The sequence below is a fragment of the Paenibacillus sp. FSL P2-0089 genome (assembly GCF_038595095.1).
In the GTDB taxonomy this organism is placed as follows: domain Bacteria; phylum Bacillota; class Bacilli; order Paenibacillales; family Paenibacillaceae; genus Paenibacillus_AQ; species Paenibacillus_AQ silagei.
In genome coordinates, this window is the sequence record NZ_CP152006.1 from 3,434,133 (window position 1) to 3,458,881 (window position 24,749).

General features: G+C 52.7%; 22 protein-coding genes. 16 read left to right on the forward strand and 6 right to left on the reverse strand.

Translation table 11 applies throughout. The features are described from left to right. The first annotated feature begins 97 nt into the window (after positions 1 to 97). Positions 98 to 1,582 carry an Lsa family ABC-F type ribosomal protection protein gene (locus NST69_RS14220; protein ID WP_342549705.1) on the forward strand — a complete coding sequence of 495 codons (1,485 nt, stop codon included), beginning with the start codon at positions 98 to 100 and terminating at the stop codon, positions 1,580 to 1,582. A gap of 7 nt (positions 1,583 to 1,589) precedes the next feature. On the opposite strand, the gene NST69_RS14225 is transcribed toward NST69_RS14220, so the two are convergent. Continuing rightward, entirely contained in the window at positions 1,590 to 2,507 is a 918-nt protein-coding gene (locus tag NST69_RS14225; protein ID WP_340953024.1) for an AraC family transcriptional regulator, read from the reverse strand. A 179-nt stretch (positions 2,508 to 2,686) separates the two neighbouring features. Here NST69_RS14225 and NST69_RS14230 point away from each other — a divergent pair, with 179 nt between their 5' ends. Further along, positions 2,687 to 3,667 (forward strand): aldo/keto reductase, encoded by a 981-nt coding sequence (locus tag NST69_RS14230; protein ID WP_342549706.1) that lies wholly within the window; start codon positions 2,687 to 2,689, stop codon positions 3,665 to 3,667. 251 nt (positions 3,668 to 3,918) lie between these two features. Beyond that, positions 3,919 to 6,729, forward strand: coding sequence for a glycoside hydrolase family 2 TIM barrel-domain containing protein (locus NST69_RS14235; RefSeq protein ID WP_342549707.1), 2,811 nt, complete (start codon positions 3,919 to 3,921; stop codon positions 6,727 to 6,729). A gap of 348 nt (positions 6,730 to 7,077) precedes the next feature. Here the strand turns inward: NST69_RS14235 and NST69_RS14240 are convergent, their stop codons facing one another. Beyond that, on the reverse strand, positions 7,078 to 7,983 hold the full coding sequence (locus NST69_RS14240) for a LysR family transcriptional regulator (protein WP_209870639.1): 906 nt from the start codon (positions 7,981 to 7,983) through the stop codon (positions 7,078 to 7,080). 159 nt (positions 7,984 to 8,142) lie between these two features. On the opposite strand from NST69_RS14240, the gene NST69_RS14245 reads away from it, so the two are divergent. The 9 genes from NST69_RS14245 to NST69_RS14285 all read left to right on the forward strand — a co-directional run bounded on the left by NST69_RS14245 (position 8,143) and on the right by NST69_RS14285 (position 16,253). Continuing rightward, complete coding sequence (locus NST69_RS14245; RefSeq protein ID WP_209870641.1) at positions 8,143 to 8,937, forward strand: SDR family oxidoreductase; 795 nt, start codon at positions 8,143 to 8,145, stop codon at positions 8,935 to 8,937. 418 nt (positions 8,938 to 9,355) lie between these two features. After that, entirely contained in the window at positions 9,356 to 10,063 is a 708-nt protein-coding gene (locus NST69_RS14250) for a response regulator transcription factor (RefSeq protein ID WP_076075611.1), read from the forward strand. Further along, entirely contained in the window at positions 10,041 to 11,465 is a 1,425-nt protein-coding gene (locus NST69_RS14255; protein ID WP_342549715.1) for a HAMP domain-containing sensor histidine kinase, read from the forward strand. Before NST69_RS14250 ends, NST69_RS14255 begins: the two co-directional genes overlap by 23 nt. Positions 11,466 to 11,602: 137 nt before the next feature. Beyond that, complete coding sequence (locus NST69_RS14260; RefSeq protein ID WP_342549717.1) at positions 11,603 to 12,673, forward strand: hypothetical protein; 1,071 nt, start codon at positions 11,603 to 11,605, stop codon at positions 12,671 to 12,673. Positions 12,674 to 12,790: 117 nt separating this feature from the next. Further along, entirely contained in the window at positions 12,791 to 13,135 is a 345-nt protein-coding gene (locus tag NST69_RS14265) for a YojF family protein (protein ID WP_076075603.1), read from the forward strand. Between the two features lie 23 nt (positions 13,136 to 13,158). Then, the gene (bshB2, locus tag NST69_RS14270) at positions 13,159 to 13,875 is read left to right on the forward strand and encodes a bacillithiol biosynthesis deacetylase BshB2 (protein ID WP_342549719.1); all 717 of its coding nucleotides are present in this window, start codon (positions 13,159 to 13,161) and stop codon (positions 13,873 to 13,875) included. Between the two features lie 42 nt (positions 13,876 to 13,917). Then, a complete protein-coding gene (locus NST69_RS14275; protein WP_342549721.1) occupies positions 13,918 to 14,460 on the forward strand; it encodes a GNAT family protein in 543 nt (180 codons plus the stop codon). A 56-nt stretch (positions 14,461 to 14,516) separates the two neighbouring features. Next, positions 14,517 to 14,825 carry a hypothetical protein gene (locus NST69_RS14280; RefSeq protein ID WP_339256680.1) on the forward strand — a complete coding sequence of 103 codons (309 nt, stop codon included), beginning with the start codon at positions 14,517 to 14,519 and terminating at the stop codon, positions 14,823 to 14,825. Between the two features lie 96 nt (positions 14,826 to 14,921). Continuing rightward, on the forward strand, positions 14,922 to 16,253 hold the full coding sequence (locus NST69_RS14285; protein ID WP_342549724.1) for a serine hydrolase domain-containing protein: 1,332 nt from the start codon (positions 14,922 to 14,924) through the stop codon (positions 16,251 to 16,253). A 38-nt stretch (positions 16,254 to 16,291) separates the two neighbouring features. Here the strand turns inward: NST69_RS14285 and NST69_RS14290 are convergent, their stop codons facing one another. After that, positions 16,292 to 17,692 carry an MFS transporter gene (locus tag NST69_RS14290; protein WP_342549726.1) on the reverse strand — a complete coding sequence of 467 codons (1,401 nt, stop codon included), beginning with the start codon at positions 17,690 to 17,692 and terminating at the stop codon, positions 16,292 to 16,294. A 111-nt stretch (positions 17,693 to 17,803) separates the two neighbouring features. Between NST69_RS14290 and NST69_RS14295 the strand changes: the two genes are divergently transcribed. Genes NST69_RS14295 through NST69_RS14305 form a run of 3 tightly spaced genes read left to right on the forward strand, consistent with a single transcriptional unit; the run spans position 17,804 to position 20,025 of the window. Then, the gene (locus NST69_RS14295) at positions 17,804 to 18,676 is read left to right on the forward strand and encodes a LysR family transcriptional regulator (protein WP_342549728.1); all 873 of its coding nucleotides are present in this window, start codon (positions 17,804 to 17,806) and stop codon (positions 18,674 to 18,676) included. A gap of 22 nt (positions 18,677 to 18,698) precedes the next feature. Continuing rightward, entirely contained in the window at positions 18,699 to 19,385 is a 687-nt protein-coding gene (gene bshB2, locus NST69_RS14300; protein WP_342549730.1) for a bacillithiol biosynthesis deacetylase BshB2, read from the forward strand. 28 nt (positions 19,386 to 19,413) lie between these two features. Beyond that, positions 19,414 to 20,025 (forward strand): sugar O-acetyltransferase, encoded by a 612-nt coding sequence (locus NST69_RS14305; RefSeq protein WP_340980848.1) that lies wholly within the window; start codon positions 19,414 to 19,416, stop codon positions 20,023 to 20,025. Between the two features lie 38 nt (positions 20,026 to 20,063). Here NST69_RS14305 and NST69_RS14310 read toward each other — a convergent pair whose 3' ends face one another. From NST69_RS14310 to NST69_RS14320, 3 genes are read right to left on the reverse strand one after another with little or no spacing between them, the layout of a single operon-like run. Then, entirely contained in the window at positions 20,064 to 20,762 is a 699-nt protein-coding gene (locus tag NST69_RS14310; protein WP_342549732.1) for a lactate utilization protein C, read from the reverse strand. Then, entirely contained in the window at positions 20,759 to 22,186 is a 1,428-nt protein-coding gene (locus NST69_RS14315; RefSeq protein WP_342549735.1) for a LutB/LldF family L-lactate oxidation iron-sulfur protein, read from the reverse strand. Before NST69_RS14315 ends, NST69_RS14310 begins: the two co-directional genes overlap by 4 nt. Continuing rightward, positions 22,183 to 22,932, reverse strand: a complete 750-nt coding sequence (locus tag NST69_RS14320) for a (Fe-S)-binding protein (RefSeq protein ID WP_342549737.1) — start codon at positions 22,930 to 22,932, stop codon at positions 22,183 to 22,185. The genes NST69_RS14315 and NST69_RS14320 overlap by 4 nt, the downstream gene beginning before the upstream one ends. 176 nt (positions 22,933 to 23,108) lie before the next feature. Between NST69_RS14320 and aldA the strand changes: the two genes are divergently transcribed. After that, positions 23,109 to 24,554: an aldehyde dehydrogenase gene (gene aldA / locus NST69_RS14325; RefSeq protein ID WP_342549740.1), complete on the forward strand. Its 1,446-nt coding sequence runs from the start codon at positions 23,109 to 23,111 to the stop codon at positions 24,552 to 24,554. Positions 24,555 to 24,749 lie beyond the last annotated feature (195 nt).

Here is a 24,749-nt window from a genome sequence, read left to right on the forward strand (position 1 = left end):
TAAGTGTCCGGGGGAACAGATTTGCTGTGTTTATTTGAGCTGCTGGAGGAGAACCTTCTTGCAGCTTTTATTTTTGTAAATACAGGAGGATACGTGTATGTCTTTGATTAATGTGAGCAAGCTGACTTTTGCCTATGAGGGCACTTACGAACATATTTTTGAGAATGTGAGCTTTCAGCTGGATACAGATTGGAAATTGGGCTTCACCGGACGCAACGGCCGCGGCAAAACAACCTTCCTGAACCTGCTGCTTGGCAAATATGAGTACAGCGGGACGATATCCGCGCAGGTGGGCTTCGAGTATTTCCCGTTTGCGGTGGCTGACCCTGCGGCTCTGACCGTGGATGTCATGCAGGAGATCGACCCGGAGATGGAGCACTGGAAGCTCATGCGCGAGCTGTCGCTGCTGCGGGTGTCCGAAGATACGCTCTACCGGTCGTTTGAATCGCTGTCGAACGGGGAGCAGACGAAGGTGCTGCTGGCCGCTCTGTTCGTGCGCGAGAACCAGTTCCTGCTCATAGACGAGCCGACGAACCATCTGGATGCGAAGGGCCGGAAGCTGGTCAGTGACTATCTGCGTACGAAGAGCGGGTATATTCTGGTGTCGCATGACCGTGCTTTTCTCGATAACTGTGTGGACCATATCTTGTCGATTAACAAGACCAATATTGAGATCCAGAAGGGCAACTTCAGCAGCTGGTGGGAGAATAAGTCCAGACAGGATCAGTTCGAGCTGGCGGAGGATGAGAAGCTGCGGAAGGACATCAAGCGCTTATCGGACTCTGCCAAAAGAACGGGCGGCTGGGCGCATGAAGTCGAGAAATCTAAGAATGGCACCCGGAGCTCCGGCAACAAATTAGATAAAGGCTACGTCGGCCACAAGGCCGCCAAGATGATGAAGCGTGCCAAGTCGATTCAGCAGCGGCAGGAATCCGCCATCGCGGAGAAGTCGAAGCTGCTGCGTAATCTGGAGAGCGCGGACAGTCTGAAGATTGCACAGCTTCCTTATCATAAGCAGCAATTGGTGGAGCTGGAGGAGGATCTGTCGATCCGCTATGACGACAAAACGGTATGCTCCGGTGTTAGCTTCGCTCTGGAACAGGGGGACCGGATATCCCTCTCCGGCAGCAACGGCTCAGGCAAATCAAGCATTCTGAAGCTGATCTGCGGCGAGGACATAAGCTATACCGGTTACTTCGCGCGGGACAGTCAATTGTCTATCTCTTATGTATCCCAGGATACTTCGCAGCTCAAGGGCAGCCTGAGTGACTATGCGCGAGAGCAGGGGATCGACGAGAGCCTGTTCAAGTCGATTCTGCGGAAGCTCGATTTCTCACGGCTGCAATTCGAGAAGGATATGTCCACGTACAGCGGCGGGCAGAAGAAAAAGGTGCTGATTGCCGCCAGCCTCAGCGAGCAGGTGCATCTGCACATCTGGGATGAGCCGCTGAACTTCATCGATGTCATCTCCCGGATGCAGATCGAGGAGCTGCTGCTGGAATATACACCGACGATCCTGTTCGTGGAGCATGACCGCGAATTCTGCGCGAATATTGCAACTAAGCAGGTTGTACTCGACTAAGCAGGTATCAAATCTGTACCGGAAGCTCAAATTGTTCCTTCAACCGCTTGATGTCGGCCCGCGGGGGAGCGCCAAACATACGGGAATATTCCCGGCTGAACTGTGAGGCGCTCTCGTAGCCGACCCGGAAGGCAACATCTGCTGCATCTGCAGACTCGGCTAATAGCAGGCGGCGAGCCTCCTGCAGGCGCAGCTGCTTCTGGAACTGGATCGGGCTCATAGCCGTAACTTCCTTGAAATTGCGGTGGAATGCGGAGACGCTCATATTGGCGATATCGGCCAGCTCGTCGATCCGCAGAGCCTGTTCGCTATGGCTGACAATCTGCTCAATTGCTTCCCTGATCCGGTAAGTGCTGCTGCCTTCCATGGCAATCTGGGCCAGCGTTACTCCATATGGTCCCTGCAGCAGTTTATACAGAATTTCCTTAGTATATAGAGGGGCAAGGAACGGGATGTCTTTGGGAGTATTGAGTAACCGCGCCAGACGGAGAAGCGCATCCAGCAGATCCGTGTCGATGTGTCCGACGAATAAGGCACGCCGGGCATTCTCCCGGGGGAGAATCTGCAGCTGCGATTCATGGAGGACCTCCAGAATCTGGTTTTGCGTGAATTCCATTTTGAAGCTTAAATAGGGAACCTCCGGGGACGCCTTAATCACTTGTCCCACTACCGGCAGGTTCATTGAAGCCACCAGGAAATCAGAAGAGGTATATACAAAATGCTCCTGAGCCAGCATAATCTCCTTCACGCCTTGGGTAATGAAGCAGAAACACGGGTTATACACCCGGTAAGCAGGCTCACTCGCCTGGGAGTAACGGATGAATTGCAGTGCAGGCACGGCCGTTTCATGAGCGCCGTCCCGGCCGGTATGCCGCTCAATCAGCCGGCACAGCTCAAGCTTTTGCGTTGCGATTGCTTCGGTCACTTGAGAGCCTCCTTAGGTTCATATGGTTTCATTATAGGGCATATCCGGCGGGAGTGTTAATGAGAACGGTAGGATTAGGCAATCATTCGCGACTATTGTGATAACGCTAATCCATTATCTGTTGCACAATAAGAGAGACTGATATATACACTATTCTCAGGAAAGCAGGGAACAAGCGAATGGATTATACAAAAATGGGCAACACCGGCCTTGATGTCTCCAGACTGTGCCTGGGCTGTATGAGCTTTGGCGATGCCAAGCGCTGGGTGCACCCTTGGGTGCTGGATGAAGAGCAGAGCCGGACGATGATCCGTACCGCACTGGACCTGGGCATTAATTTCTTCGATACGGCCAATGTCTATTCTGACGGCACGAGTGAAGAAATGCTCGGACGGGCTTTGAAGGACATGACTGCCAGGGATGAGGTGGTGATTGCGACCAAAGTATTCTTCCCTATGCGAACCGGACCGAACGGCGGGGGCTTGTCCCGCAAAGCGATTATGAGCGAGATCGACCACAGCCTGAAGCGGCTGGGAACTGATTACGTTGATCTGTACCAGATTCACCGCTGGGATTATACTACGCCGATTGAAGAAACGATGGAAGCCCTGCATGATGTGGTGAAGGCGGGAAAAGCCCGCTACATTGGCGCTTCCGCCATGTATGCCTGGCAGTTCCAGAAGGCGCTGCATGTTGCTGATATGAACGGCTGGACCCGGTTCGTCTCCATGCAGAACCATCTGAATCTCATCTATCGTGAAGAGGAACGTGAGATGCTCCCGCTCTGTAAGGAAGAGGGCATTGCGGTCATCCCCTACAGCCCCTTGGCTTCCGGCCGGCTAACCCGGGACTGGGCGGAATCTACGCTGCGCTCGGAAACGGATCAGGTACAGAGATCCAAATACGATGCTACAGCCGATAAGGACCGCCTGATTGTCGAGCAGGTAGCTGCCATTGCGGCGGAGCGCGGAGTTCCGCGCATCCATGTTGCACTGGCCTGGCTGCTGCAGAAACAGCCGGTCACTGCGCCGATTATCGGGGCGACGAAGCTGTCGCATATTACCGATGCGGTGGGAGCGTTATCCCTTCAGCTGACAGCTGAAGAGATTGCCCGGCTGGAAGAGCACTACGTGCCGCATGCTATCGTTGGTGCGCTTTGAAAATTTCCATTCAGTAGACAGCTGAATCAGCTCCATCCATTGAGCGCGTGCCGGTATGATCCGGCATGCGCTTTTTGCTGGAGCAGGAAACAGCCCTGCTCAGGGAGAAACTAACAGGAAGCCGGGAAATGCTACCGGAGCGTTTGATTAAGGATTTGACTGGAAGCTGGATGCACAGTGATGAACTGCTGGATTCATGGCGACATCTGGCCGCAAGAGTATAGAGATTACCATTACTAGGAGTGATAATTGTGCTGTCAAAGATCAGCCTTGAAGGCGAATGGAAGCTGCAGCTGGAAGAGAAGGGGCAAGGACTGGTGCTACCTTTTACCGATGTAATTATGCTGCCGGGAACTACCTCCTTCGCCCGTAAAGGGCCGAAGAATACCGAGATTCTCGTAGGCGCACTAACGGATGAATATCTGTACGAAGGACCGATCTGGTACTCCAGAGAGGTTGTGATTCCGGAAGAACTGGCAGGTAAGCACTGCTGCTTATATCTGGAACGTACAAGGCTTACCACCCTCTGGCTGGACGGTCAGGAGATCGGCAGCCGCGACAGCTTGAATACTCCGCATGTATATGAGCTGCCGCAGCTGCAGCCCGGGAGTCATACACTTATTATCCGGGTGGACAACACCGGCTATCCGACCAAAGGCGGGCATATGACCTCGCCGGACACCCAGACCAACTGGAACGGAATTACCGGGCGGATGGAGCTGCAGTTCTATGGGGAAGCCCGGATTAGCGGCATCCGGCTGAAGTCTGATCTGCCTGCACGTTCGGTGCAGATCTCGGCAACGCTGGAGAGCATGCAAGGTGCTACACTCGCGGTATCTGCTAATAGCTTCAATAGTGAGATAACACATTCCGTAGAGGAACAGGAATATGTCATCACACCGGGTCTGTTCACTATAGACTATGCACTGGGTCCCGAGGCGCTGCTGTGGAGTGAATTCACTCCCCATCTGTATACTGTCAGCCTTGTTCTCAAGGGCAGCGATGGAATTACCGTGGACCGGCAGGAGGTGATCTTTGGGCTCAAGTCATTCCGGGCTGAGGGGGACAAGTTCACCATTAATGGGGAAAAGACTTTTCTGCGCGGCAAGCATGACGGCCTGATCTTCCCGCTCACCGGCTATGCTCCGACCGATGTGGAGGAATGGGTACGAATCCTGGGGATCTCCAAGTCTTACGGGATCAATCATTACCGCTTCCACACCTGCTGCCCCCCGGAGGCTGCGTTCACCGCTGCCGATCTGCTCGGGATCTACATGCAGCCGGAGCTTCCGTTCTGGGGAACCATTACTGTAGATACCGATGAAGGGCATAATCAGGCAGAGCAGGACTATCTGATCAGCGAAGGATACGCCATCCTGCGGGAATTCGGCAATCATCCTTCCTTCGTCATGATGTCGCTAGGCAATGAGTTATGGGGCAGCAAGGAGCGGATTGATTCGTTCCTTGCAGATTATAAAGCGTTCGATGACCGTCCGCTCTACACCCAAGGCTCCAATAATCATCAATGGGTGCCGGAGGTGCTGGAGCATGACGATTTCTTCAGCGGTGTGCGCTTCACCCGGGACAGGCTGTTCAGAGGCTCCTATGCCATGTGCGATGCTCCGCTTGGTCATGTCCAGACTTCGCTGCCAAGTACAATGAAGGATTACGACGATCAGATTATTCCGCCGGGCTTCGGGAATGGTGAAGGAGTGTCCGTCGAGGCAGGCGGCGAGATCCTGATCCAGTACGGTACCGAATCCAAGGCTGTACAATCCGGCAGTGAGTCCGGTGAATGGATACCACAGGTTCCGGTAATCTCGCATGAGATTGGACAATATGCAACGTTTCCGAATTTTGCGGAAATTGAGAAATATACCGGTTCGCTCAAAGCGGAGAATTTCATTATCTTCCGGGAACGGCTGGAGAGCAAGGGGCTTGGCCATCTGGCCGATGCATACTTCAAAAGCTCAGGCCAGCTCGCTGTCGCTTGCTACAAGGAAGAGCTTGAGGCTGCCTTCCGTTCCCGCCGGCTTGCAGGGTTCCAGCTTCTGGATCTCCAGGACTTCAGCGGCCAAGGTACAGCATTGGTAGGTGTTCTGGATGCCTTCATGGATTCCAAGGGGCTGATTAGCCCGGAAGAGTGGCGGACCTTCTGTAATGATACCGTGCTGCTGGCAAGATTCCCTAAGTATAACTACGCCGCCGGGGAGACCTTCGAGGCCCATGTGGAGCTGAGCTGCTTCCGCAGCGGTATGCCGGATGCCATCGAGCTTCGCTGGGAGCTTGCGGTTGAAGGGGGAGTTCGGACAACGGGCTCAGCCGGAGCCTTTATTCCTGCCGGAACCCATTACATTGACATTTGCGATCTGGCGATTGAGCTTCCGGCGGTTGACCGGATGAGCCGTGCGGAGCTGGCGCTCCGGGTCCAAGGAACCGATATCCGTAAAAGCTACGACTTGTGGATATATCCTGAGCAGAGGGATAACCCGCTTGAAGCTGAAGGCATCCATGTGTTCACAGAGCTGTCTGAGAAGGCAGTCACCCTGCTGGAGCAAGGCGGCAACGTGCTGCTGATGCCGGAGCCGGAGTCGGTTCAGAACGGAATCGAAGGCTATTATTGCACGGATTTCTGGTGCTACCCGATGTTCCGTTCGATCTCGGAGAGCATGAACCGGCCGGTTCCCATCGGTACGATGGGCCTGCTGATCGATAACGGGCATCCGGTGCTGCGCGATTTCCCGAGTGAAGCGCATTCCACCTACCCGTGGTGGACCATCGCCCAGCATTCCAAATCGCTTATCATGGATGAGGCGGACCGCAGCTGGAATCCCATCGTACAGACCATCGATAATTTCGAGCGTAATCACAAGCTGAGTTTCCTCACAGAGTGCCGCGTAGGTAACGGTAATCTGCTGCTGTGTGTACTGGATGCCGCTAAGGTGAGCCGGACCACTGAAGGCAGACAATTCTTGACCAGCATAGGCGGTTATATGAATTCTGCTGATTTCCAGCCGCAATACCAGGCAACCATTGAAGAGCTTCGGGCATTGATTCGTTAAAAGACTGGGTAGAGCTGTCCCACAGCCGTGAAGCGGCTGCTTGGGGCGGCTCTTTAGAATGCGGAAGCCTCGTTTGAAGCTAATATTCGGAGATAGGTGTATTCCGTGCAATTAAAACTAGCAAAAAGGAAGGCATTCTGCTTCTAACTGTAGTTTGTATAACTAAAATTGCCCGAATGAGCGAAAACCCGGCTGTGAGGGAATTTTAAATGTACCTTCTACAACTAAACATACTATCGGTAGAAAATCGGATGCTTTAGCTGTACAGATTGCAATTAAGCCCAACTGTGTACCTTTACCAGACGCTCGGCAAACCCTCAGCTTGTAGTGGGTTAATGTGTTAATGGGTTATTGTATTACTCGCAAGGCTAAATCTGCTACCTCCCTAGTTTCCCGAATATACTCCATGAACCTTCTGGAGGCGGGGGACAGATAATGGTCCCGCCGCCATTGCAGGCCCACCTCCCATTCCCAGCCCGGTTCCTGGATGGGAATCCAGACCAGACCGTCAAGCATCAGTCCGAGCGTCTGCGGAAGTACGGAGACGCCGAGCCCGGCTTTGATGAAGCCGGCCACAGTAATCAGATCCTCTGCATAATAGGTGGGTGCCAGTTCGAAATTAGTATTTTGGAAGAGGGAGGTAATGGTGTCCCTGAGTCCGCAATTCGTCTTCAGTCCCACAAACGGCTCACCCGACAGCTCGAACAGACTCAATGAGGAACGCGAGGCGAACCGGTGGGAACTGGAGACCACAATATAAATCGGTAATCTGCGAAACACCATCCATTCCTTATTCTCCGCCGTAGTCTCTCTGGACGTAATCAGCATATCCGAGGTCCCGTTATCCAGCGCTTCGTCGATATCCCCGTGATTCCCCTGATACAGATCAAACCGCACCTTCGGATGGTCTGCCTGATAGTCTCTGATAAGCGATGGAATCAGGTCCACGCCAAGAATATTCAGATAAGACAGATGGACGGTTCCGCTCTCCGCATTGGCCGACTCCTCAATCTCCCGCACCCCATTCCCGATACTGCGCAGCGCTTCTTCGACCCGTGAACTGAACATAACCCCATAGCGGTTCAACTGGACATTGCGGCCCTTACGCTCGAATAAAGGAACCCCCAGCTCACTTTCCAATTTGGAAATCGCATGGCTCAAGGCAGGCTGCGTAATTCGCAGCGCTTTGGACGCTGAGGTCATATGCTCAAGCCGGGCTACGGTCAGAAAGTACTCCAATTGTGTAAGCTCCATGCAGGCAGCCTCCTTTATATATTAATATTATTCATGACTTTAATGAAAATAATAAATTAGACGCTCATATTAATCAAGTCTAATATATACATATAGACCTTAGGGCGGCTGGACTTCCAGCCTATCCTGAGGAATCCCTATTGAAATGAGGCTGTAACGATGGCTGTAACTTATGCTAGCCCGCTGACAGAATACGAAGGTAAAAGAATCTTGGTAACAGGCGGTACCAAGGGGATGGGACAGGCAATCGCTGCCCGATTCACAGCGGCAGGCGCTGAAGTTATGACTACTGCCCGGACACTTCCGACGGAAGGGCCCGCTTCGGATTTGTTCGTCCAGGCCGATCTGTCCACGCCCGAAGGCGTGGAGCGAGTCATTGCCGCAGTCAAGGCCCGGTTCGGGCGGATCGACATTCTGGTGAATAACGCTGGCGGCAGCTCAACACCAGCGGGGGGATTTCTCGCAGCATCCGATGAACACTGGATGGATGCGCTGAATCTGAACCTGCTGGCAGCTGTGCGGCTGGACCGGGGGCTGATCCCGCTCATGCTGGAGCAAGGCAAGGGAGTCATCATCCACATCTCTTCCATTCAAAGAGTGCTGCCGCTGATCGAATCGACCATCCCCTATGCAGCCGCCAAAGCTGCGTTAAGCAGTTACAGCAAGAGCTTATCTAAGGAATTCTCTCCGAAGGGCATCCGGGTGAACCGGGTTGCGCCGGGCTTCATTCAAACCACAGCAAGCGAGGACTTCCTAAAGAGTATTGCGGAGGTAACAGGCAGTGTGGAAAGTGCACTGCAGTCGGTAATGGACGCGCTGGGCGGCATACCTATCGGACGCCCCGGCTTCCCTGAGGAGGTGGGCGAGCTGGTAGCCTTCCTTGCTTCCGACCGCGCAGCCTCCATTACGGGTGCTGAGTACGTGATTGACGGGGGAACCGTACCTACGGTGTAAGGTGAAGCTTCACGGTTAAGCTCTGCCTAAACTAACCTCTACTATTAGGACAGTCCGTTAAGCCATTCATTGGCTGAGCGGGCTGTTCCTTTTTCTTTTATTTGTTTTGGAACTATTAAGAAGGTTTTACAAACGAAAAGCAAAAAGAAGCGGAGGGGAAATTTGGAACTGGAGGAGCGAATGCGACCGCCTTTGTGTTTGGATTTCTACCGCGAGTAGCGATTATATTCAGGAAATCCAAACACAACAGCGGCCGGAAGTCCAAATGTTCACCGCAGCGACGACCAAGCTTCGAGTTGTAATGTCAGTTGTAATAATTCTTTATCTTTTCTTTAGATTTGGTTTAGACTGGATTAAGAATGGCAGGCTATAGTTACAAAGAGTGCGGCTTGCATGACAAGATAGAGGGGGATTCACCATGTATACCATTCTCATAGCCGATGACGAATCGGAGATTGTTGAGCTTCTGCAGCTGTATCTGGAGAAGGAATATAACATTTTGACGGCAGAGAACGGAATCGAAGCCTTGAAGCTGATGCAGAATAACAAGATTGACCTGGCGATACTAGACATTATGATGCCGGGGATGGACGGGCTGCAGCTGCTGAAGCGGATTCGGGAGCATGAGCATTTCCCCGTATTGTTTCTGTCCGCCAAGAGCCAATATCATGACAAAATCCTGGGGCTGGAGCTTGGAGCGGATGACTACATCGCTAAGCCTTTTAATCCGCTGGAGATTGTGGCGCGTGCCGGGGCCATGCTGCGGCGGGTGCATCAGTTTGATGCCAAGGCACCGGAGGAGGAGAAGCCAAGTGAGCAGATCGTGCTCGGCAGGCTGACGCTGGACCGGAGTACCTGTCAGGTTGAGGTAGCCGGGGAGGCCGTCGCTCTGACCTCTACCGAATATAAAATCCTGGAGCTGCTGATGCAGCAGCCGGGCCGTGTTTTTACACGCAAGAAGATCTATGAGACCGTCTGGGAAGATTTCTACGTCTATGAGGACAACAGCATTATGGTGCACATCAGCAACATCCGCGACAAGATCGAACGAGATTCCAAGAGACCGGAATACCTGAAGACGATCAGGGGATTGGGGTACAAAATTGAAGCACCCGTGGAAAAGTAGAGATAACCGCCCGCTGCAGACGTCGCTGACCATCGACTTCCTGCTGTTCAACTGTATGCTGCTGATGCTGGTGTTAGTGGTCTATCTATTCGTACAAAAGGATATTGCTGAGGTTATCCGGGAGCAAATGACGCCTGACCCCAATCTGTCTGTGGAAGCCGGGGCATACCGGGAGGAGCTGGGCCAAGGGCCGGAGAGTGAGCGTCTGCTGAAGAGCGGAGGCTGGCTGGAGCTGCTGGATTCCGGCAAGCGGGTGATCCGTGTTGTTGGCGAGAGGCAGGATGAGATTCAGGTTTATGACGAGGACAGCCTGTTTCAGGGACTGGAGAACCGCAGCGACCAGCCCTTTTATTATTCTATTACAAGCGTAACGGAGCAGGACAGCGGGGCAGCCTGGATGTTGCTTAAGATTCCCCGCGATGTAATCAATGTCTCTATTAATAACGAGTTTCTAGTCTCCTATCTGAATCATTCGGTGTTCTTTTATGTATTCCTGGTCAGCGGGTTGATTCTGCTGCTGATTTTTGTATACAGCTATTGGGTCTCCAGACGGATCAAGAAGCCGCTGCGGGTGCTGAATCTAGGCTTGAACCGTATGATGGAAGGGCATTACAATACCCGAATCGCTCTCTATGCAGAGACGGAGTTCCTGCGGATCGGCCATAGCTTTAACTACATGGCTGATGTGATTGAGAAGACCACCGAGGAGAAGCGTCTCGCCGAGAAAAGCAAGCAGCGGCTGATGGTCGATCTGTCACATGACCTGAAGACCCCGATTACCAGCATCCAGGGATACGCGCAGGCCCTTATCGAAGGACGCGTTACCGACCCGGAGCGGCAGACGAAATATTTGAATTACATCTACACCAAGTCCGTGCAGGTCACGAAGCTCATTACGCATATGCTGGATCTGCTTAAGCTGGACTCACCGGATTTCATCCTGCGTATAGAGCGCCTTGAGCTGGGCGACCATCTGCGGGAGATTATTGCTGATACCTATGGCGAGATTGAGCAAAAAGAATTCGAGCTTCACCTGCAGGTGCCCGAAGAAGAGGTCTATGCCCGTTATGATCCCGAGCTGTTCGCCAGTGTCATTAATAATCTAATTTCTAATGCTCTGGCCTATAATCCCGAAGGGACGCGCATCCGGGTATCCGTGATTCCCGAGGATACACAGATCAGGATCGAGATTGCGGACAATGGAGTCGGCATTCCGAAGGAGCTGTGGACTACGATCTTTGATCCGTTTGTGCGGGGAGATGAAGCCCGGACAACGGCAAGCGGGGGTACCGGTCTGGGCTTGTCCATTGCCAAGAAGAACGTAGAGAAGATGGAGGGCACGCTGCTACTGGAGAGTAGGGAAGGGGAGCCGACGGTATTTGTGATCCGTATTCCGAAGTAGCGAACGGCTGAAGGAATACAGATAAGTGATTTTATATAGAGGAAATAATTAACTTCTTGTCGAATGTACTGATCTGGAAGATTCCGGCACCTTGCCGGGACACCTAACTTACATCGGGGGAAGGAATTAGAACATCTATGAAAAAACTTGCATTACTGCTCACCACTCTGCTGCTTGCGCTCGGACTGGTCTATCCGGGAGGCGCCGGACAGGCAGCCGCCGCAGCCGCACCAGTGTACACGGAGATTGCTACGTTTGTCGAAGGCAACCTGCTTATTTCGCCAGCCAAATCTGTACTCGTGAATGGCTCTGCCTATGTTCCGGTTAAGCTGGCCGGGCAGATCCCGGGCTTCACTGTGGCGGCAGATGCCACTGGCGTAACGCTCACAGGCAGCAAAGGAAGCGCCAAGCTGAACAAGGATAACTCTATTTTGTACAAAAGCACCAATTACGTAGCCTTCAAAACCCTGCTCAAGCTCGGAGCGATTGACGGCAAATATGCCTCCAGCGCCATAGCGTTGTTCGTTTGGAGTACAGAGGACGGCAAGAATAAGAGCAACAGTATGCTCTACGCGATCAGCAAGCTGCCTGGAACGATGGGCATTGTGCTTGGCAAAAAGGTCTACTTATATGGACATCCGGGAAGCCATTGGGTGAAAAGTGTACAGTATGTTGATGACAACAACCAGAACTTTGTGATGCAAAATGAAGCCGGAACCGAGTGGGTTCTGGACTTGAACGATTTTGTGGACAATACTATGTACACCATGGAGAATATTGATTATTTGAAGTATTACTATAATGGACTAACGGTGTGGACCCGGAACGCCATGATCAGCGATAGTCCGTTCAAGAACTTTGAGAAAGCAACCATCGCCAATTTCCGCCCGAACCCGGCCAATGGTAATTTAGAAATGATCATCCGCCGGGCCAACGGGCAGGAGGTTCCGCTCAAGATTGAACCTCGTGATGACCCTAGTGAGTATGTCGAAGAGGTACTGTTTTTCAAGAATCCGCAAACGAAGTTCAAGATCAGCGATAAAATGTGGTCAGCCATCCGTGAAGAGCGGGCGGTCAGCGGCATGACGATCACAGAGCTTCTGCTCTCCTGGGGAGACCCGGACGAAGTTTATGACGGGTATGTAGTGTACGGCCACCAATACGTCTATTTCATCAATGATAAGGTCTTCTCTATAGTTAATCTTTAATTCTTAGCATCTCCAGGCTTGCTTAAGGAATTCTTAGAGTTCCTTGGGCAGGCTCTTTTTTTCATGTATAATAAATGCACTGGAACCAGCTATTCTTTTACACTCTAGGAGGACATTATGCAGCTCATTCAACCCCAAGCTATTCAGACTCGGATCGACGATTTCGTCTCTGAGGATCTATATATCCATCTAGAACTTACAAACGGAGCCTACGCCAGCCATTTCGACAGCTCCCGTGCTCCGGGCTCGGTGTTCATCAGCAATGCCGAGATCCGTTACACGAACGGCTCCATCTCAGGGACAGGACCCTACCGGGTGGGCTTGAAGACAGAGAAGGGCTGGATCTATGCAGAAGGCCTGACCCATGTGGATGAGCAGGATAACGAGCGGCTGATTCTGGCCGGACATGACAGTATGGGCAAGCTGATCGTGGCGTTGCAGCTTAGCCGGAGCCCTTTTTAATGATACTGGAGGAGTAAGCAGACATGAATAATAAATCTATGGACCATGCAAGAATCCTGGTGGTACTTCCCCATCCTGACGATGAAGCCTACTTCGTATCCGGGACGCTGGCGATGTATATCGCAGCAGGTGCAGAGGTGACCTATGCCTGTCTGACACTGGGAGAGATGGGCCGGAATATGGGCGTTCCGCTCATTGCGAACCGCACGACCTTGCCAGCCATCCGCCAAGCGGAGCTCGAAGCTTCCTGTAAGGCCATTGGGATTCAAGACCTGAGGATGCTGGGCTTCCATGACAAAATGATTGAGTTCGAAGACCCGGCGCTTCTGGATCAGCGGATGGAATCGCTCGTGAAGGAGCTTACCCCGTCGCTGGTGATTACGTTCTACCCCGGATATAGCGTGCACCCGGATCATGATGCCACTGGTGCTGCGGTGATCCGTACAATGGCCCGGCTGCCCGCAGCGGAACGTCCGGTTGTACATAGTGTGGCTTTCTCGAACGGCCATCAGCAGCGGATTGGAGCAGCCGATGTAGTCATCGATGTAACGCCTTTTATCACTGTCAAAATCAACTCCATTCTGGCGCACCGCACCCAGTTCCAGGAGGAGAAGGTGCTTGGAAGCCTTAAACCCACCGATGCAGCAATCCGCAGCAAGTATGGTACGGAACGCTTCTGGACCTACCGGTTCCCAGAATGCAAGGAACAGCCAGAGGAAGAGGCATTGTGCTGTAAGTGAACAATTATAATGTATACTATAGACCGGATTGGAGATATAGAGATGACAGAACAACGGGTATACATCCGCTACCCTAAGGCGGGAGATGCTACGGAGCTGACGGGGATGTATTTGCGTAACCGTGAATTTTTTGAAGAACATTCACCGGAGATCAGCGGGGATTTCTATACAGAGGAGTACCAGCGGGACAAGCTTGCGCAGTATGAAGAGTTCAGGGCAGCGGATGAGAGATACGACTTCCTGGTCATTCACAAGGCTGACCGCCGGATTATCGGTACTGTCAGTCTGTCTTTTGTGGTGCGGGGACCGCTGCAGAGCTGTATGATCGGGTACAGTCTGGACAAGGACTATAACGGAAAAGGCTATATGACGGAGGCGGTGCAGCAGGTCGTGCGCTATGCCTTCGAGGAGCTGAAGTTCCACCGGATTACTGGGGAAGCCTCACCGGATAATCCCGGCTCCATCCGTGTGCTGGAGAATGCAGGCTTCCATAAGGAAGGCATTGCCCGTCTGAATGTGAAGATCCGCGGGGTGTGGAAGGACCACCAGATTCTCGCAATTATCAACCCGGCCGATATCAGTTAACGGAGTTAACACTAACGGATTAGTAGCTTAAATATTAACATTGTGGAGGATCACCAATGAGCCAGCGTTTACGAATTACCCGTTCCATGCAGGAAGAGAATGCAGAGCAGGCGCTAGCCTTAGAGGAATGCAAGCAATACTTTGCCGATAAATCCGGCTTCAGCTATTCCGGGGTCTACACCGTACAAGGTGCGGAGAGCACGATGTCGATTGATGGAGATTTTTTCATGTGGAGCCATGAGGGGACGGAGTATCCGTTCCGTCTGTATATGGGCGATCTGTACGTTGCCTTGTCAACGGAGGCTATTGTACCCGTGATCCTTGAGATTGCCACGGACCTGCGGGCCGATGTGGTTGAGGGGTAGGCTGAGTAAAGTTCGGATTAAGCTGTTTTTTACACATTCTGTATGCTCCCCGGATGTTATATTGATCCAGTACATATAAGAACTGGGGGAACCAGAATGAATACATATCAGAGCAGAGTACAAGAGCTTCACACGATGCTGACCCGCTTTATGGAGAATGGACCGTTTACCGGATTGCAGGTGGGGATCGTTAGTGAGGACAAGATTCTTTTTACAGGAGAGTATGGCAGCGCTAATGTGTCTACAGGGGAGCCAGTGGTTAACAGCACTCTTTTTCACCAGGCATCCGTCTCCAAGACCTTCGTAGTTACGGCTGTGATGCAATTGGCAGAGCGTGGGCAGGTAGAGCTGGACTCACCTATAGTGAGCTATCTTCCGTATTTCAAAATGAATGATGAACGCTATCATCAGATTACGGTCAGACAATTGTTGAATCACACCTCCGGGATGCCGGATGAGGAGGATTATGCCTGGGACCGGCCTGAATATGATGAAGAGAGTCTTGAGAGGTATGTCAGAGGAATCTGCCATCTCGGCCTGTTGAGTGATCCGGGTACTCATTTTGCATACAGTAATATCGCTTATGAAATTCTTGGAGATCTGATTGCCAAGGTTAGCGGCCTCAGCTTCGAGGAGTATATGCGGCAGCATCTTCTGGAGCCTGCTGGGATGAGCACGAGTTCTTTTCTGAAAATGGAGGTTGAACAGGTGCTGGCTGCGCCCCATGTGCTGAGGAGCTCTGCAGGGTACGAGCCATACGTTAGTGAAGTGTTCCCTTACAATAGAGCGCATGCTCCCAGCTCCACACTGTATACCAATGCGCAGGAGATGTGCCAATATATGCTGATGCAGCTCGGTCAGGGCAAAGCTAAGGATAGATATAACGCCTTACAGCCCGGCAGTTATGATCAGATGTGGAACCCTACTATGGCTACAGGCTGGGGGCCGGAGCATGAAGCTGTGGGGCTGGGCTGGTTCCTGGGCCACTATAATGGCTCACGGATACTCTCGCATTCCGGCTGGGATACCGGATTCCTTAGTGAGCTGATTCTGCTGCCGGATGAGAATCTCGGCATCTCTGTAATGACCAACTGTGACCATGTGTGGCTGGGCAGTGTGACCCGTCCTATTCTGGATCTGCTGCTGGGCATGGAGGTCCGCCAGCTTAAGCAGTCGATGGTACACCATCTTGCCAAGACCGTTGTCACGAGCGGCGCAGGTGAGGCCATTAACGAATACCAGCGTATCCGGCGCTTAGAGCAGGATAAGTATTATGAAGCGGATTTTGAATTTATGCGGATTGCTGATACCTTAAGTTATGGCGGCCACCGGGAGGGAGCAATACGCATTCTTACCTGCGCTGCTACAATATACCCGGACAGTGAAGCCGTTGCAGGCAAGCTGCAGCAGCTTTTGGACGAAGCCTAGATTTTTCAGTGGGGTAAGACCCGTCTTCCAAGCGCTCCCTAGCGGTCATCAAGACTGTGAAGGGAGTCTTTGGGCTTGCGGGAACGCCGCCGGGACATGAACAGCAGACACAGGGCAATCACGGTGAGGATCATTCCCAGCAGCCGGAATCCGCTGAAGCTGAACTGGTCGCCCATAATGATTCCGATGAGCAGGGAGGAGAGGATCGTCCCGAAATATCTGGAGGTGCTGAATAAGCCGGAGGTTACGCCGATGATCTCTTTTGGCGAGTGGTTGAACAAGGCGGCTTGCATGGCGACGTTGTTCAGTCCGTTGCTGATTCCGAAGGCAGCCAGGGCCAGGATGATGCTGATTACAGGCGATGCCGGATTCAGCATCACGATCCATAGCGACCCGATGGTCATGAGGATTGCCGAACCTGCCTGCGCGGGCTGGGGCCCTGAGGCATTGATCCATCTTCCGGCGATTGGAGAAACGGCGAGTGAGCATAGACCCAGACTTAACATCAGAAGCCCGGTGTGGAATTCACTGACCTGACGAACGAGCTGCAAATAAGATGGAAGACCGAAGAAGACAGAATAAAATAATAGATTAACCAGCATGAATTCGACATTGACACGGATCAGCCCGGGATACGCGGCGAAGGTACGCAGAGGAATGAAGGGCATGGCTGTTTTTAACTCATGCCTTACGAAGACTGCAAGCAGGATGAACCCGGACAGGCCGATGATTACATTGAATAGGGAGACATGACCGGAGGACTTGGCCGACAGCATCTGCGCAAGTACAGCCACCAGCCCCACAGTGAACAACAGGATTCCAGGCACATCCATCCGGCTCATCCATTGCCGCAAGGACGGCTTGGGTAATAAGGCTGCGGACGGCTTATCTTGCGGGATGGTTCTCCAGGCTAACAGGAAGCTCGCCATTACAAACGGCAGGTTGATGTAGAAAATGGAAGACCAGCCCCACACATGGATCAAGACCCCGCCGATGAACGGTCCTGCCGCTGCCGCTCCTGATGTAAACATCGACAGCACGGACAGAGCAGAGGCTTGCTTGTCTGTAATATTCACCCGGATGATAGCCATCCCTACAGCCACCACCATACTGGTTCCGATAGATTGGATAATCCGCAGAACAACGAGTCCCCCGAAGCCCGGAGACCAAGGGGCGAGCAGGGAGGCTGCGAATACGATTACCAGTCCGGCCAGGAATATTCTCCTGCGGCCGAAGATATCGCTGGCTCTGCCCATGACAGGCTGGGCAACAGCGCTGCCAATATAGAACGAGAAAATGATCCAGGAAACCACAGTGAACTCAAGCCCGAACACATGCTGTAACCTGGGGATCGCCACAGCTACCATCGAAGAGTTAAGCGGGTTAAGCATGATTCCCAGCCCAACGGATATCATTAACCACCAGTTGCGTGCATTCATTGTTATTCCCCCTCAAGTGCTGTACAGTTATCGTACAGGATATGAGTTATTTACTCCAACGCATTTCATGTTATGATTTCATAGACTTGAGGGAATGAATGGAGGCGGGATATGGAGCTTCTTCAATTGCAGTATTTCATCGCGGTTGCCCGCCTGGAGCATATGACCGAGGCTGCACACAGGCTGCATGTTACCCAATCCTCACTGAGCAAGACCATTCAGCGGCTTGAGGAGGATCTCGGAGTTCCATTGTTCGACCGGAGCGGGAGGAAGCTGCGTTTGAACGAGCCGGGACGCCGATTTCTTCAACGTGCAGAGAAGGCGCTGTTCGAATTGGAGCAGGGGAGGCAGGAGCTTAAGGACCTGTCCAGCCTGGAGTCCAGCAACCTTGAATTAGCGGTAACCACCGCGAGTACCTTGCCCGGTATTCTCCGGGAGTTTCGCCTCAAGCTGCCGGACATCCATTTTCACGTACAAATGCTGCCCATGCAGGAGATGATTCCCCTTCTTCAGAGGGGAGAAGTTGATTTCTGCTTGTCCTCTCCTCCGGTCAGAGGGGAAGAGCTGGAATGTCAGGTGGTCTGTAACGATCACATCTACCTTGCCGTTCCAGCCGCTCACCCTCTGGCGGACCGCAAGAGCCTCGCCTTGATAGAGCTTAAGAATGAGTGGTTTGTGGGTGTCAAACAAGGTTACGGGATTCGAGATTTGGTGGATTCCGTCTGCCAGGCTTCAGGATTCCTGCCACGCTATGTGTATGAGGGAGACGAACCGGCCCGCTTGATTGACCTGGTGGAAGCCGGAATCGGCTTAGCCTTCATCCCGGGTACGGCGAGGAATGCGCAGGAGCATATCCGTCTGATTCCGCTGGAAGACGAGGGACTGGTCAGGGAAATCGCCTTGTTATGGCATAAGAACCGCTATATTTCACAGGCGGGCCTGATTTTCCGCGAGGTTGTTATCGAATATTTCGCTAAGCTATAATGTCACCGGGAGGAATGAACCTATGAACGACACACAGATTACAGAACACAAGCGCATACTGGTGGTGTTCCCGCATCCTGACGATGAGGCTTTTACAGCGGCTGGCACACTGGCGAAGTATATTGAGCAAGGCTCAGAAGTAACCTATGCCTGCCTGACGCTTGGGGAGATGGGGCGGAATATGGGGATTCCTCCATTCGCGAACCGGGTAACCTTACCGGAGATCCGCCGGGAGGAGCTGCGTGCTTCCTGTCAAGCTATCGGGATACAGGACTTAAGAATGATGGGCTTCCACGATAAAATGATCGAATTCGACGACCCGCGCCTGCTGGAGGATACGATGCTGTCCCTGCTTCGGGAGCTGACGCCGTCCCTAGTGATTACTTTCTATCCCGGCTACAGCGTGCATCCGGATCACGATGCTACCGGAGCAGCGGTTATCCGGGCAGTCCACCGCCTGCCTGCCGCTGATCGGCCGGTTGTCCACTGTTGCGCCTTCTCCATCGGCCATGAGGAGCATATCGGACTATCGGATGTGCATGTCGATGTCACCGCATACTTGGACAAGAAGATGGCTTCTATCCAGGCACACCGTTCGCAATTCCAGGCGGCGGAGCTTGTCGGCAATCAGGAGCTGACGGCGGAGGAGATTCAGCTCCGCTTCGGGCAGGAAGCCTTCTGGACCTACCCCATGAACACACAACACTAAGAGAAGGCAGGAATCACCTATGAATCTAATGAATCAAAAAGATAGAATGCTTGCAGGATTACCCTATAAAGCATGGCTGGACGGATTAACCGAAGAACGGACAGCCGCCAGGCTGCTGGTTCACCAGCTCAATTCACTTTCTCCAGACGCTCATGAGGAGAGAGACGGGCTGATCCGTAAGCTTTTGGGCGAAACGGGGGAGCTTGTGCATATTGAGACTCCCTTCCGCTGCGATTATGGATCGAATATCACTGTAGGGAATAATTTCTATGCCAATTTCAACTGTACGATTCTCGATGTAGGCAAGGTGGTCATCGGCGAGAATGTCATGTTCGCTCCGAATGTATCGCTTTACACAGCAGGACATCCTGTCCATCCCGATTCCCGGAATTCAGGCTATGAATACGGGATTGCCATCACCATCGGCAACAATGTGTGGATCGGCGGCAATGTCATTGTGAATCCGGGGGTAACCATCGGGAATAATGTAGTTATCGGAGCGGGGAGCGTAGTGACCAAGGATATCCCGGATAATGTGATCGCCGTAGGCAGCCCGTGCAGAATTGTCCGTGAGATCACGGAGGAAGACCGGAAATTCTATTACAAGGATAGAGAATTTGACGTCACGGACTACGTGTAGAATCGCTGCTATACCGTCCTTAAGGGACAGAATTCGTTCTAAATAAGCACATAAGTAGCCCTCAGCGGCCCATGCACCCCGACGACAAGCTTCATTTCGATATCGGCGGAATTGGAGGGACCGGAGATGAAGTTAATCGATGAACCCACCGGTTCCCCGTCCTGAATTCTCCGGTTAAGCGCTGCGGCGGCATCCGTGGAGCGGAGCACCAGCTTCTCACGTTCAACCACCGCAATATAATGGGCGGGCAAGAAATGGAGCGACCGGCCCTGATCGGGGCGGCTCTCCAGAACAACCGTTCCAGATTCCGCAAGTGCACAGTCGGCGAAGACTATGGCTGTATTCGCCGATTCAGCACGCCTGATATTCTCCGCCCGTCCCGCAGCTTCTTCCCATACGGCAGCATCCGGGAAAGCCAGCCCGTACTCCCTGAACCGGGGATCACCGGAAGTCATCACGTTCCCGCCGCCATTTGCCTCTATCAGATCATCTAACGTTCTCTGCAACAGCTCCCGTGTCGATTCAATTACCTGGGTGTGGATGAAGAAGCACTGTTCCTTAAGAATCTCCACCAGATCGTCCGTAGTAAGCGGGCCGTAGCTGTCAGGAATGAACTCCCGGATTGCAGGACGCTGAACCTCAGTCCTCCGTTCCCGGCCCAGCGTGGCGGCAATCGTATTAAGAAAAGCCTCCTTATTCGTGTTTCTGTTCGTGCTCGTGTTGGTGGTTGCTGTCATTGCTCTGCGCCTCCTTTCCGTTGCTCCAGCCATGCCCGGAAGCTGTCCTTCTGCTTGACGGGCTGCTTCAGGTCGCGGGAACGAATCCAGCCCTGAAGCAAGGCTGGTCCTCTTACAATACGGCCCTGCTTGCTCATCATCCGGCTTGCAGAGTGGGCGAACCGCAGGGTTTTGCCGAACAGGGCAGGGGAAGAGAGTAGCTTGGCGGCGGCCTTCATCTGGATCCGGTCGGCAGCGCCGGTCCTCTTCTGCTTCACAATATTCTGGCGGTGCATAATGAGCTGCTCATGCAGCGGGATTTTTACCGGACAGACATCTGTACACGCCCCGCACAGGCTGGAAGCATACGGCAGCTCCTTATAATCGTCATAACCGCCAAGCAGCGGGGTGATGACCGCCCCAATCGGCCCCGGATAGATCGATCCGTAAGCATGGCCGCCGATATGGCGGTAGATCGGGCAGACGTTCAGACATGCACCGCAGCGGATACACTGCAGCGCTTCGTTGAATTCACTTCCGAGAATATCGGACCGCCCGTTATCGACGACTACCAGATGGAATTCCTCAGGGCCGTCTGTCTCACCGGCGGAGGACGGTCCCATTACTGTGATATAGCTGGTCAGTTTCTGTCCGACAGCGCTGCGGCAGAGCAGATTATCCAGCACCTCCATCTCCTCCAGAGTCGGCACAATCCGCTCCATGCCCATTACCGCGATATGCGTCTTGGGAATGGCAGCCGTAAGATCGCCATTGCCCTCATTGGTGACGAGATTAATCGCTCCGAGATTGGCTATGGCGAAGTTGCAGCCTGTAATTCCGACCTCCGCTTCCAGGAACTTCTGCCGCAGGACCGTGCGGGCAAATCCGGCCAGATTCTCTGGAGTTTCATCGCCTGTATAACCAAGCTTCTCTGTGAATACCCGCTTGATTTGCCTCCGGTCCTTATGCAAGGCGGGAGCCACGATATGCGAGGGCGGGTCCCAATCATCCATCTGGAGGATATATTCTCCAAGATCCGTCTCCGTCAGCTCACAGCCTGCTTCAAGCAGAACGCGGTTTAGCTCTATTTCTTCCGTGACCATGGATTTCGATTTGACGATCTTCGTGGCTTGTTTGCGCACAATAACATCCCGGATATAAGAGCTGGCTTCTTCTTTGGTCGCTGCAAAATAGATATGCCCGCCCTGTCGCTCAATATTTCCGGCAAGCTGCTCCAGATAATAATCCAGATTCTCCATAGTATGCTGGCGGATAAGCTGGCCTACATTCCGCCACTGCTCCCAGTCACCGAGCGCAGTGGCCGCAGACAGACGTCTTGTCTTGAGACTGTCCTGCGCCGAACCTACGGCACTGCGCATGAAGGAATCCCCAAGCCCATCCGTCGTCCGTTCGCTGAAATTACGTGAATCCGTCTGCAGGCTCAAGTCCGGCTTCCCCCTTTGCTAACTATAGGCTGATGTTGATTCAATACCTCTGCAATATGCATGATCCGTACAGGCTCACCCTTACGTGACAGGCGTCCTCCGATATTCAGCAGGCAGCCCATGTCTGCACTGATCAGGATATCTGCTCCGGTATCCAGCACACAGCCGCATTTCTCATCGGCCATTTGCTCCGAGATTTCAGGCATCTTCACCGCAAAGGTTCCGCCGAACCCGCAGCAGTTATCGCTGTTCTTGAGCGGCTCAAGCTTCAGTCCCTTCACCTGCTCCAGCAGCTGGAAGGGGGTTTCCTTCTCTCCCAGCAGCCTCGTCATATGGCAGGAGCGGTGGTAAGTAGCTGTTCCTTCGAGCGTGGCACCGACATCGGTGATACCCAGTACTTTTACAATGAACTGGGTAAGTTCATAGGATTTTTCTTTTAGAGCAACCGCTTTCAATTCCCAATCCGGGTCGCCCCGGAAGATCTTCGGATATTCATGAAACATAGCGATGCAGGAGCCGGACGGTCCTACGACATAATCCGAAGCCTCGAAGGCCAGTATCATGTTCTGCATAGCCAGCTTGGATTCCTGCAGATAACCGCTGTTGTAGGTAGGCTGGCCGCAGCAGACCTGTGAAGCGGGATAATCGATCTCGCAGCCAAGCCGCTCCAGGACCTCCACCATGGCAATCCCGACATTCGGGCTCATAAGGTCTACCAAACAAGTAGAAAAAATACTGACTCGCACTCCTACCCCTCCCATCAATGAAAACCTATATCCCCAGCTTAACTCAATAAGTCAATGAAAAACAACACAAAAACAAATAAAAAATGTGAATCTTATTGACAATAAATATTGATAGCGTTTACACTATGATTGGGTAATTGGGATAATGGAATAATCTACCTTGAGGGGGATGGACAGTGACCAAGCATTTGATGTATATCGACGGCCAATTTACGGAATCCGAAGGCAAAGAGTGGATGGATGTTACCAATCCGGCAACCGATGAAGTGATCTCACAGGTGCCCAAGGCTACAAGGAATGATGTCATACGTGCCATTGATGCAGCAGAGCAGGCCCAGGCAGCGTGGGAGGAGACTCCGGCGGTAGAGCGCGGCAAGTATTTGCATGCGATTGCTGACGGTATTCGGGCAGAGGCGGACAGCATCGCCAGGCTGATCTCGGAGGAAGTCGGCAAGACCCTGGAATTATCCACCGTAGAGGTTCATTTCACTGCGGATTATTTGGACTATATGGCGGAATGGGCACGGCGTTATGAAGGGGAGATCGTGCAGAGCGACCGTGATAATGAGCATATTTTTGTATTCAAAAGAGCAATTGGCGTCACCACAGGCATTCTGCCCTGGAACTTCCCGTTCTTCCTGATCGCGAGAAAAATGGCCCCGGCGCTCATCACCGGCAACACGATTGTCGTGAAGCCCAGCGCGGAATCTCCGAACAATGCCATGGCGTTCAGCCGGATCGTGGATCAGGCTGGATTACCTAAGGGGGTATTCAACCTTATTACTGGCAGAGGGGCGGAAGTGGGCAACGAGCTGTCCAGTAATGCCAAGGTAGGCATGGTTAGTCTTACAGGCAGCGTACCGGCAGGGCAGAAGGTAATGGAGGCGGCGGCTGAGAATATCATCAAGGTCAGTCTGGAGCTGGGCGGCAAAGCGCCTGCCATCGTCATGAAGGATGCCGATCTGGGGCTGGCTGTTCAGGCGATTGTGGCTTCCCGGGTCATTAATACAGGCCAGGTCTGCAACTGTGCGGAGCGTGTCTATGTCCATGAAGATATTAAGGAGGAGTTCACTACGCGGCTGGTTGAAGCGATGAAGGCCGTGAAGTACGGAGACCCGCTCAAGGACACAGACATCCAGATGGGACCGCTCATCAACAAGGCCGCGCAGGAATCGGTACAGCAGAAGGTGGACCGGGCTGTTCAAGAAGGGGCTAAGATTGCCCTGGGCGGTAAAAAAGTAGAAGGAACAGGCAGCTTCTTCGAGCCGACAGTGATCACAGATGCTACGAATGATATGGAGATTGTGCAGGATGAAATTTTCGGTCCGGTCATTCCAGTCATTTCATTCTCTACCCTGGATGAGGCGATTGCTCTTGCCAATGACAGTGAATTTGGCTTAACCTCATCGCTGTACACCCAGAATCTGAATGTCGCCATGAAAGTAATCAAGCGGCTGAAATACGGGGAGACGTACATCAACCGCGAGAATTTCGAAGCGATGCAGGGCTTCCATGCAGGCTGGAGAAAATCCGGCATCGGCGGCGCTGACGGCAAGCACGGCTTGAACGAATACCTCCAGACGCATGTCGTCTACCTGCAATATGACAAGTCAGTTAACTGAATGACCTCATAATGTAAGCATATAAGCATATAAGCATAAAAGAGAAATGCTCCCATGCAGTTTGGGGGCATTTTTTGCGTGTGAATATAAGAAGTTATAGGTTCATCCGCAATTGAGCAGATTTACAAACGATTTCACAGATATGGGGGCCTTCGGATTTGGGAGCCCGGTGCTATCATTGGTAATGAAACGGCA

What these genes read in the sequence shown, in the direction of transcription:
- NST69_RS14220 (WP_342549705.1), top strand. Translation starts at nt 98, where the DNA reads ATGTCTTTGATTAATGTGAGCAAGCTGACTTTTGCCTATGAGGGCACT.
- NST69_RS14230 (WP_342549706.1), top strand. Translation starts at nt 2,687, where the DNA reads ATGGATTATACAAAAATGGGCAACACCGGCCTTGATGTCTCCAGACTG.
- NST69_RS14240 (WP_209870639.1), bottom strand. Translation starts at nt 7,983, where the DNA reads ATGGAGCTTACACAATTGGAGTACTTTCTGACCGTAGCCCGGCTTGAG.
- NST69_RS14245 (WP_209870641.1), top strand. Translation starts at nt 8,143, where the DNA reads ATGGCTGTAACTTATGCTAGCCCGCTGACAGAATACGAAGGTAAAAGA.
- NST69_RS14250 (WP_076075611.1), top strand. Translation starts at nt 9,356, where the DNA reads ATGTATACCATTCTCATAGCCGATGACGAATCGGAGATTGTTGAGCTT.
- NST69_RS14260 (WP_342549717.1), top strand. Translation starts at nt 11,603, where the DNA reads ATGAAAAAACTTGCATTACTGCTCACCACTCTGCTGCTTGCGCTCGGA.
- NST69_RS14265 (WP_076075603.1), top strand. Translation starts at nt 12,791, where the DNA reads ATGCAGCTCATTCAACCCCAAGCTATTCAGACTCGGATCGACGATTTC.
- bshB2 (WP_342549719.1), top strand. Translation starts at nt 13,159, where the DNA reads ATGAATAATAAATCTATGGACCATGCAAGAATCCTGGTGGTACTTCCC.
- NST69_RS14275 (WP_342549721.1), top strand. Translation starts at nt 13,918, where the DNA reads ATGACAGAACAACGGGTATACATCCGCTACCCTAAGGCGGGAGATGCT.
- NST69_RS14280 (WP_339256680.1), top strand. Translation starts at nt 14,517, where the DNA reads ATGAGCCAGCGTTTACGAATTACCCGTTCCATGCAGGAAGAGAATGCA.
- NST69_RS14285 (WP_342549724.1), top strand. Translation starts at nt 14,922, where the DNA reads ATGAATACATATCAGAGCAGAGTACAAGAGCTTCACACGATGCTGACC.
- NST69_RS14290 (WP_342549726.1), bottom strand. Translation starts at nt 17,692, where the DNA reads ATGAATGCACGCAACTGGTGGTTAATGATATCCGTTGGGCTGGGAATC.
- NST69_RS14295 (WP_342549728.1), top strand. Translation starts at nt 17,804, where the DNA reads ATGGAGCTTCTTCAATTGCAGTATTTCATCGCGGTTGCCCGCCTGGAG.
- bshB2 (WP_342549730.1), top strand. Translation starts at nt 18,699, where the DNA reads ATGAACGACACACAGATTACAGAACACAAGCGCATACTGGTGGTGTTC.
- NST69_RS14305 (WP_340980848.1), top strand. Translation starts at nt 19,414, where the DNA reads ATGAATCAAAAAGATAGAATGCTTGCAGGATTACCCTATAAAGCATGG.
- NST69_RS14310 (WP_342549732.1), bottom strand. Translation starts at nt 20,762, where the DNA reads ATGACAGCAACCACCAACACGAGCACGAACAGAAACACGAATAAGGAG.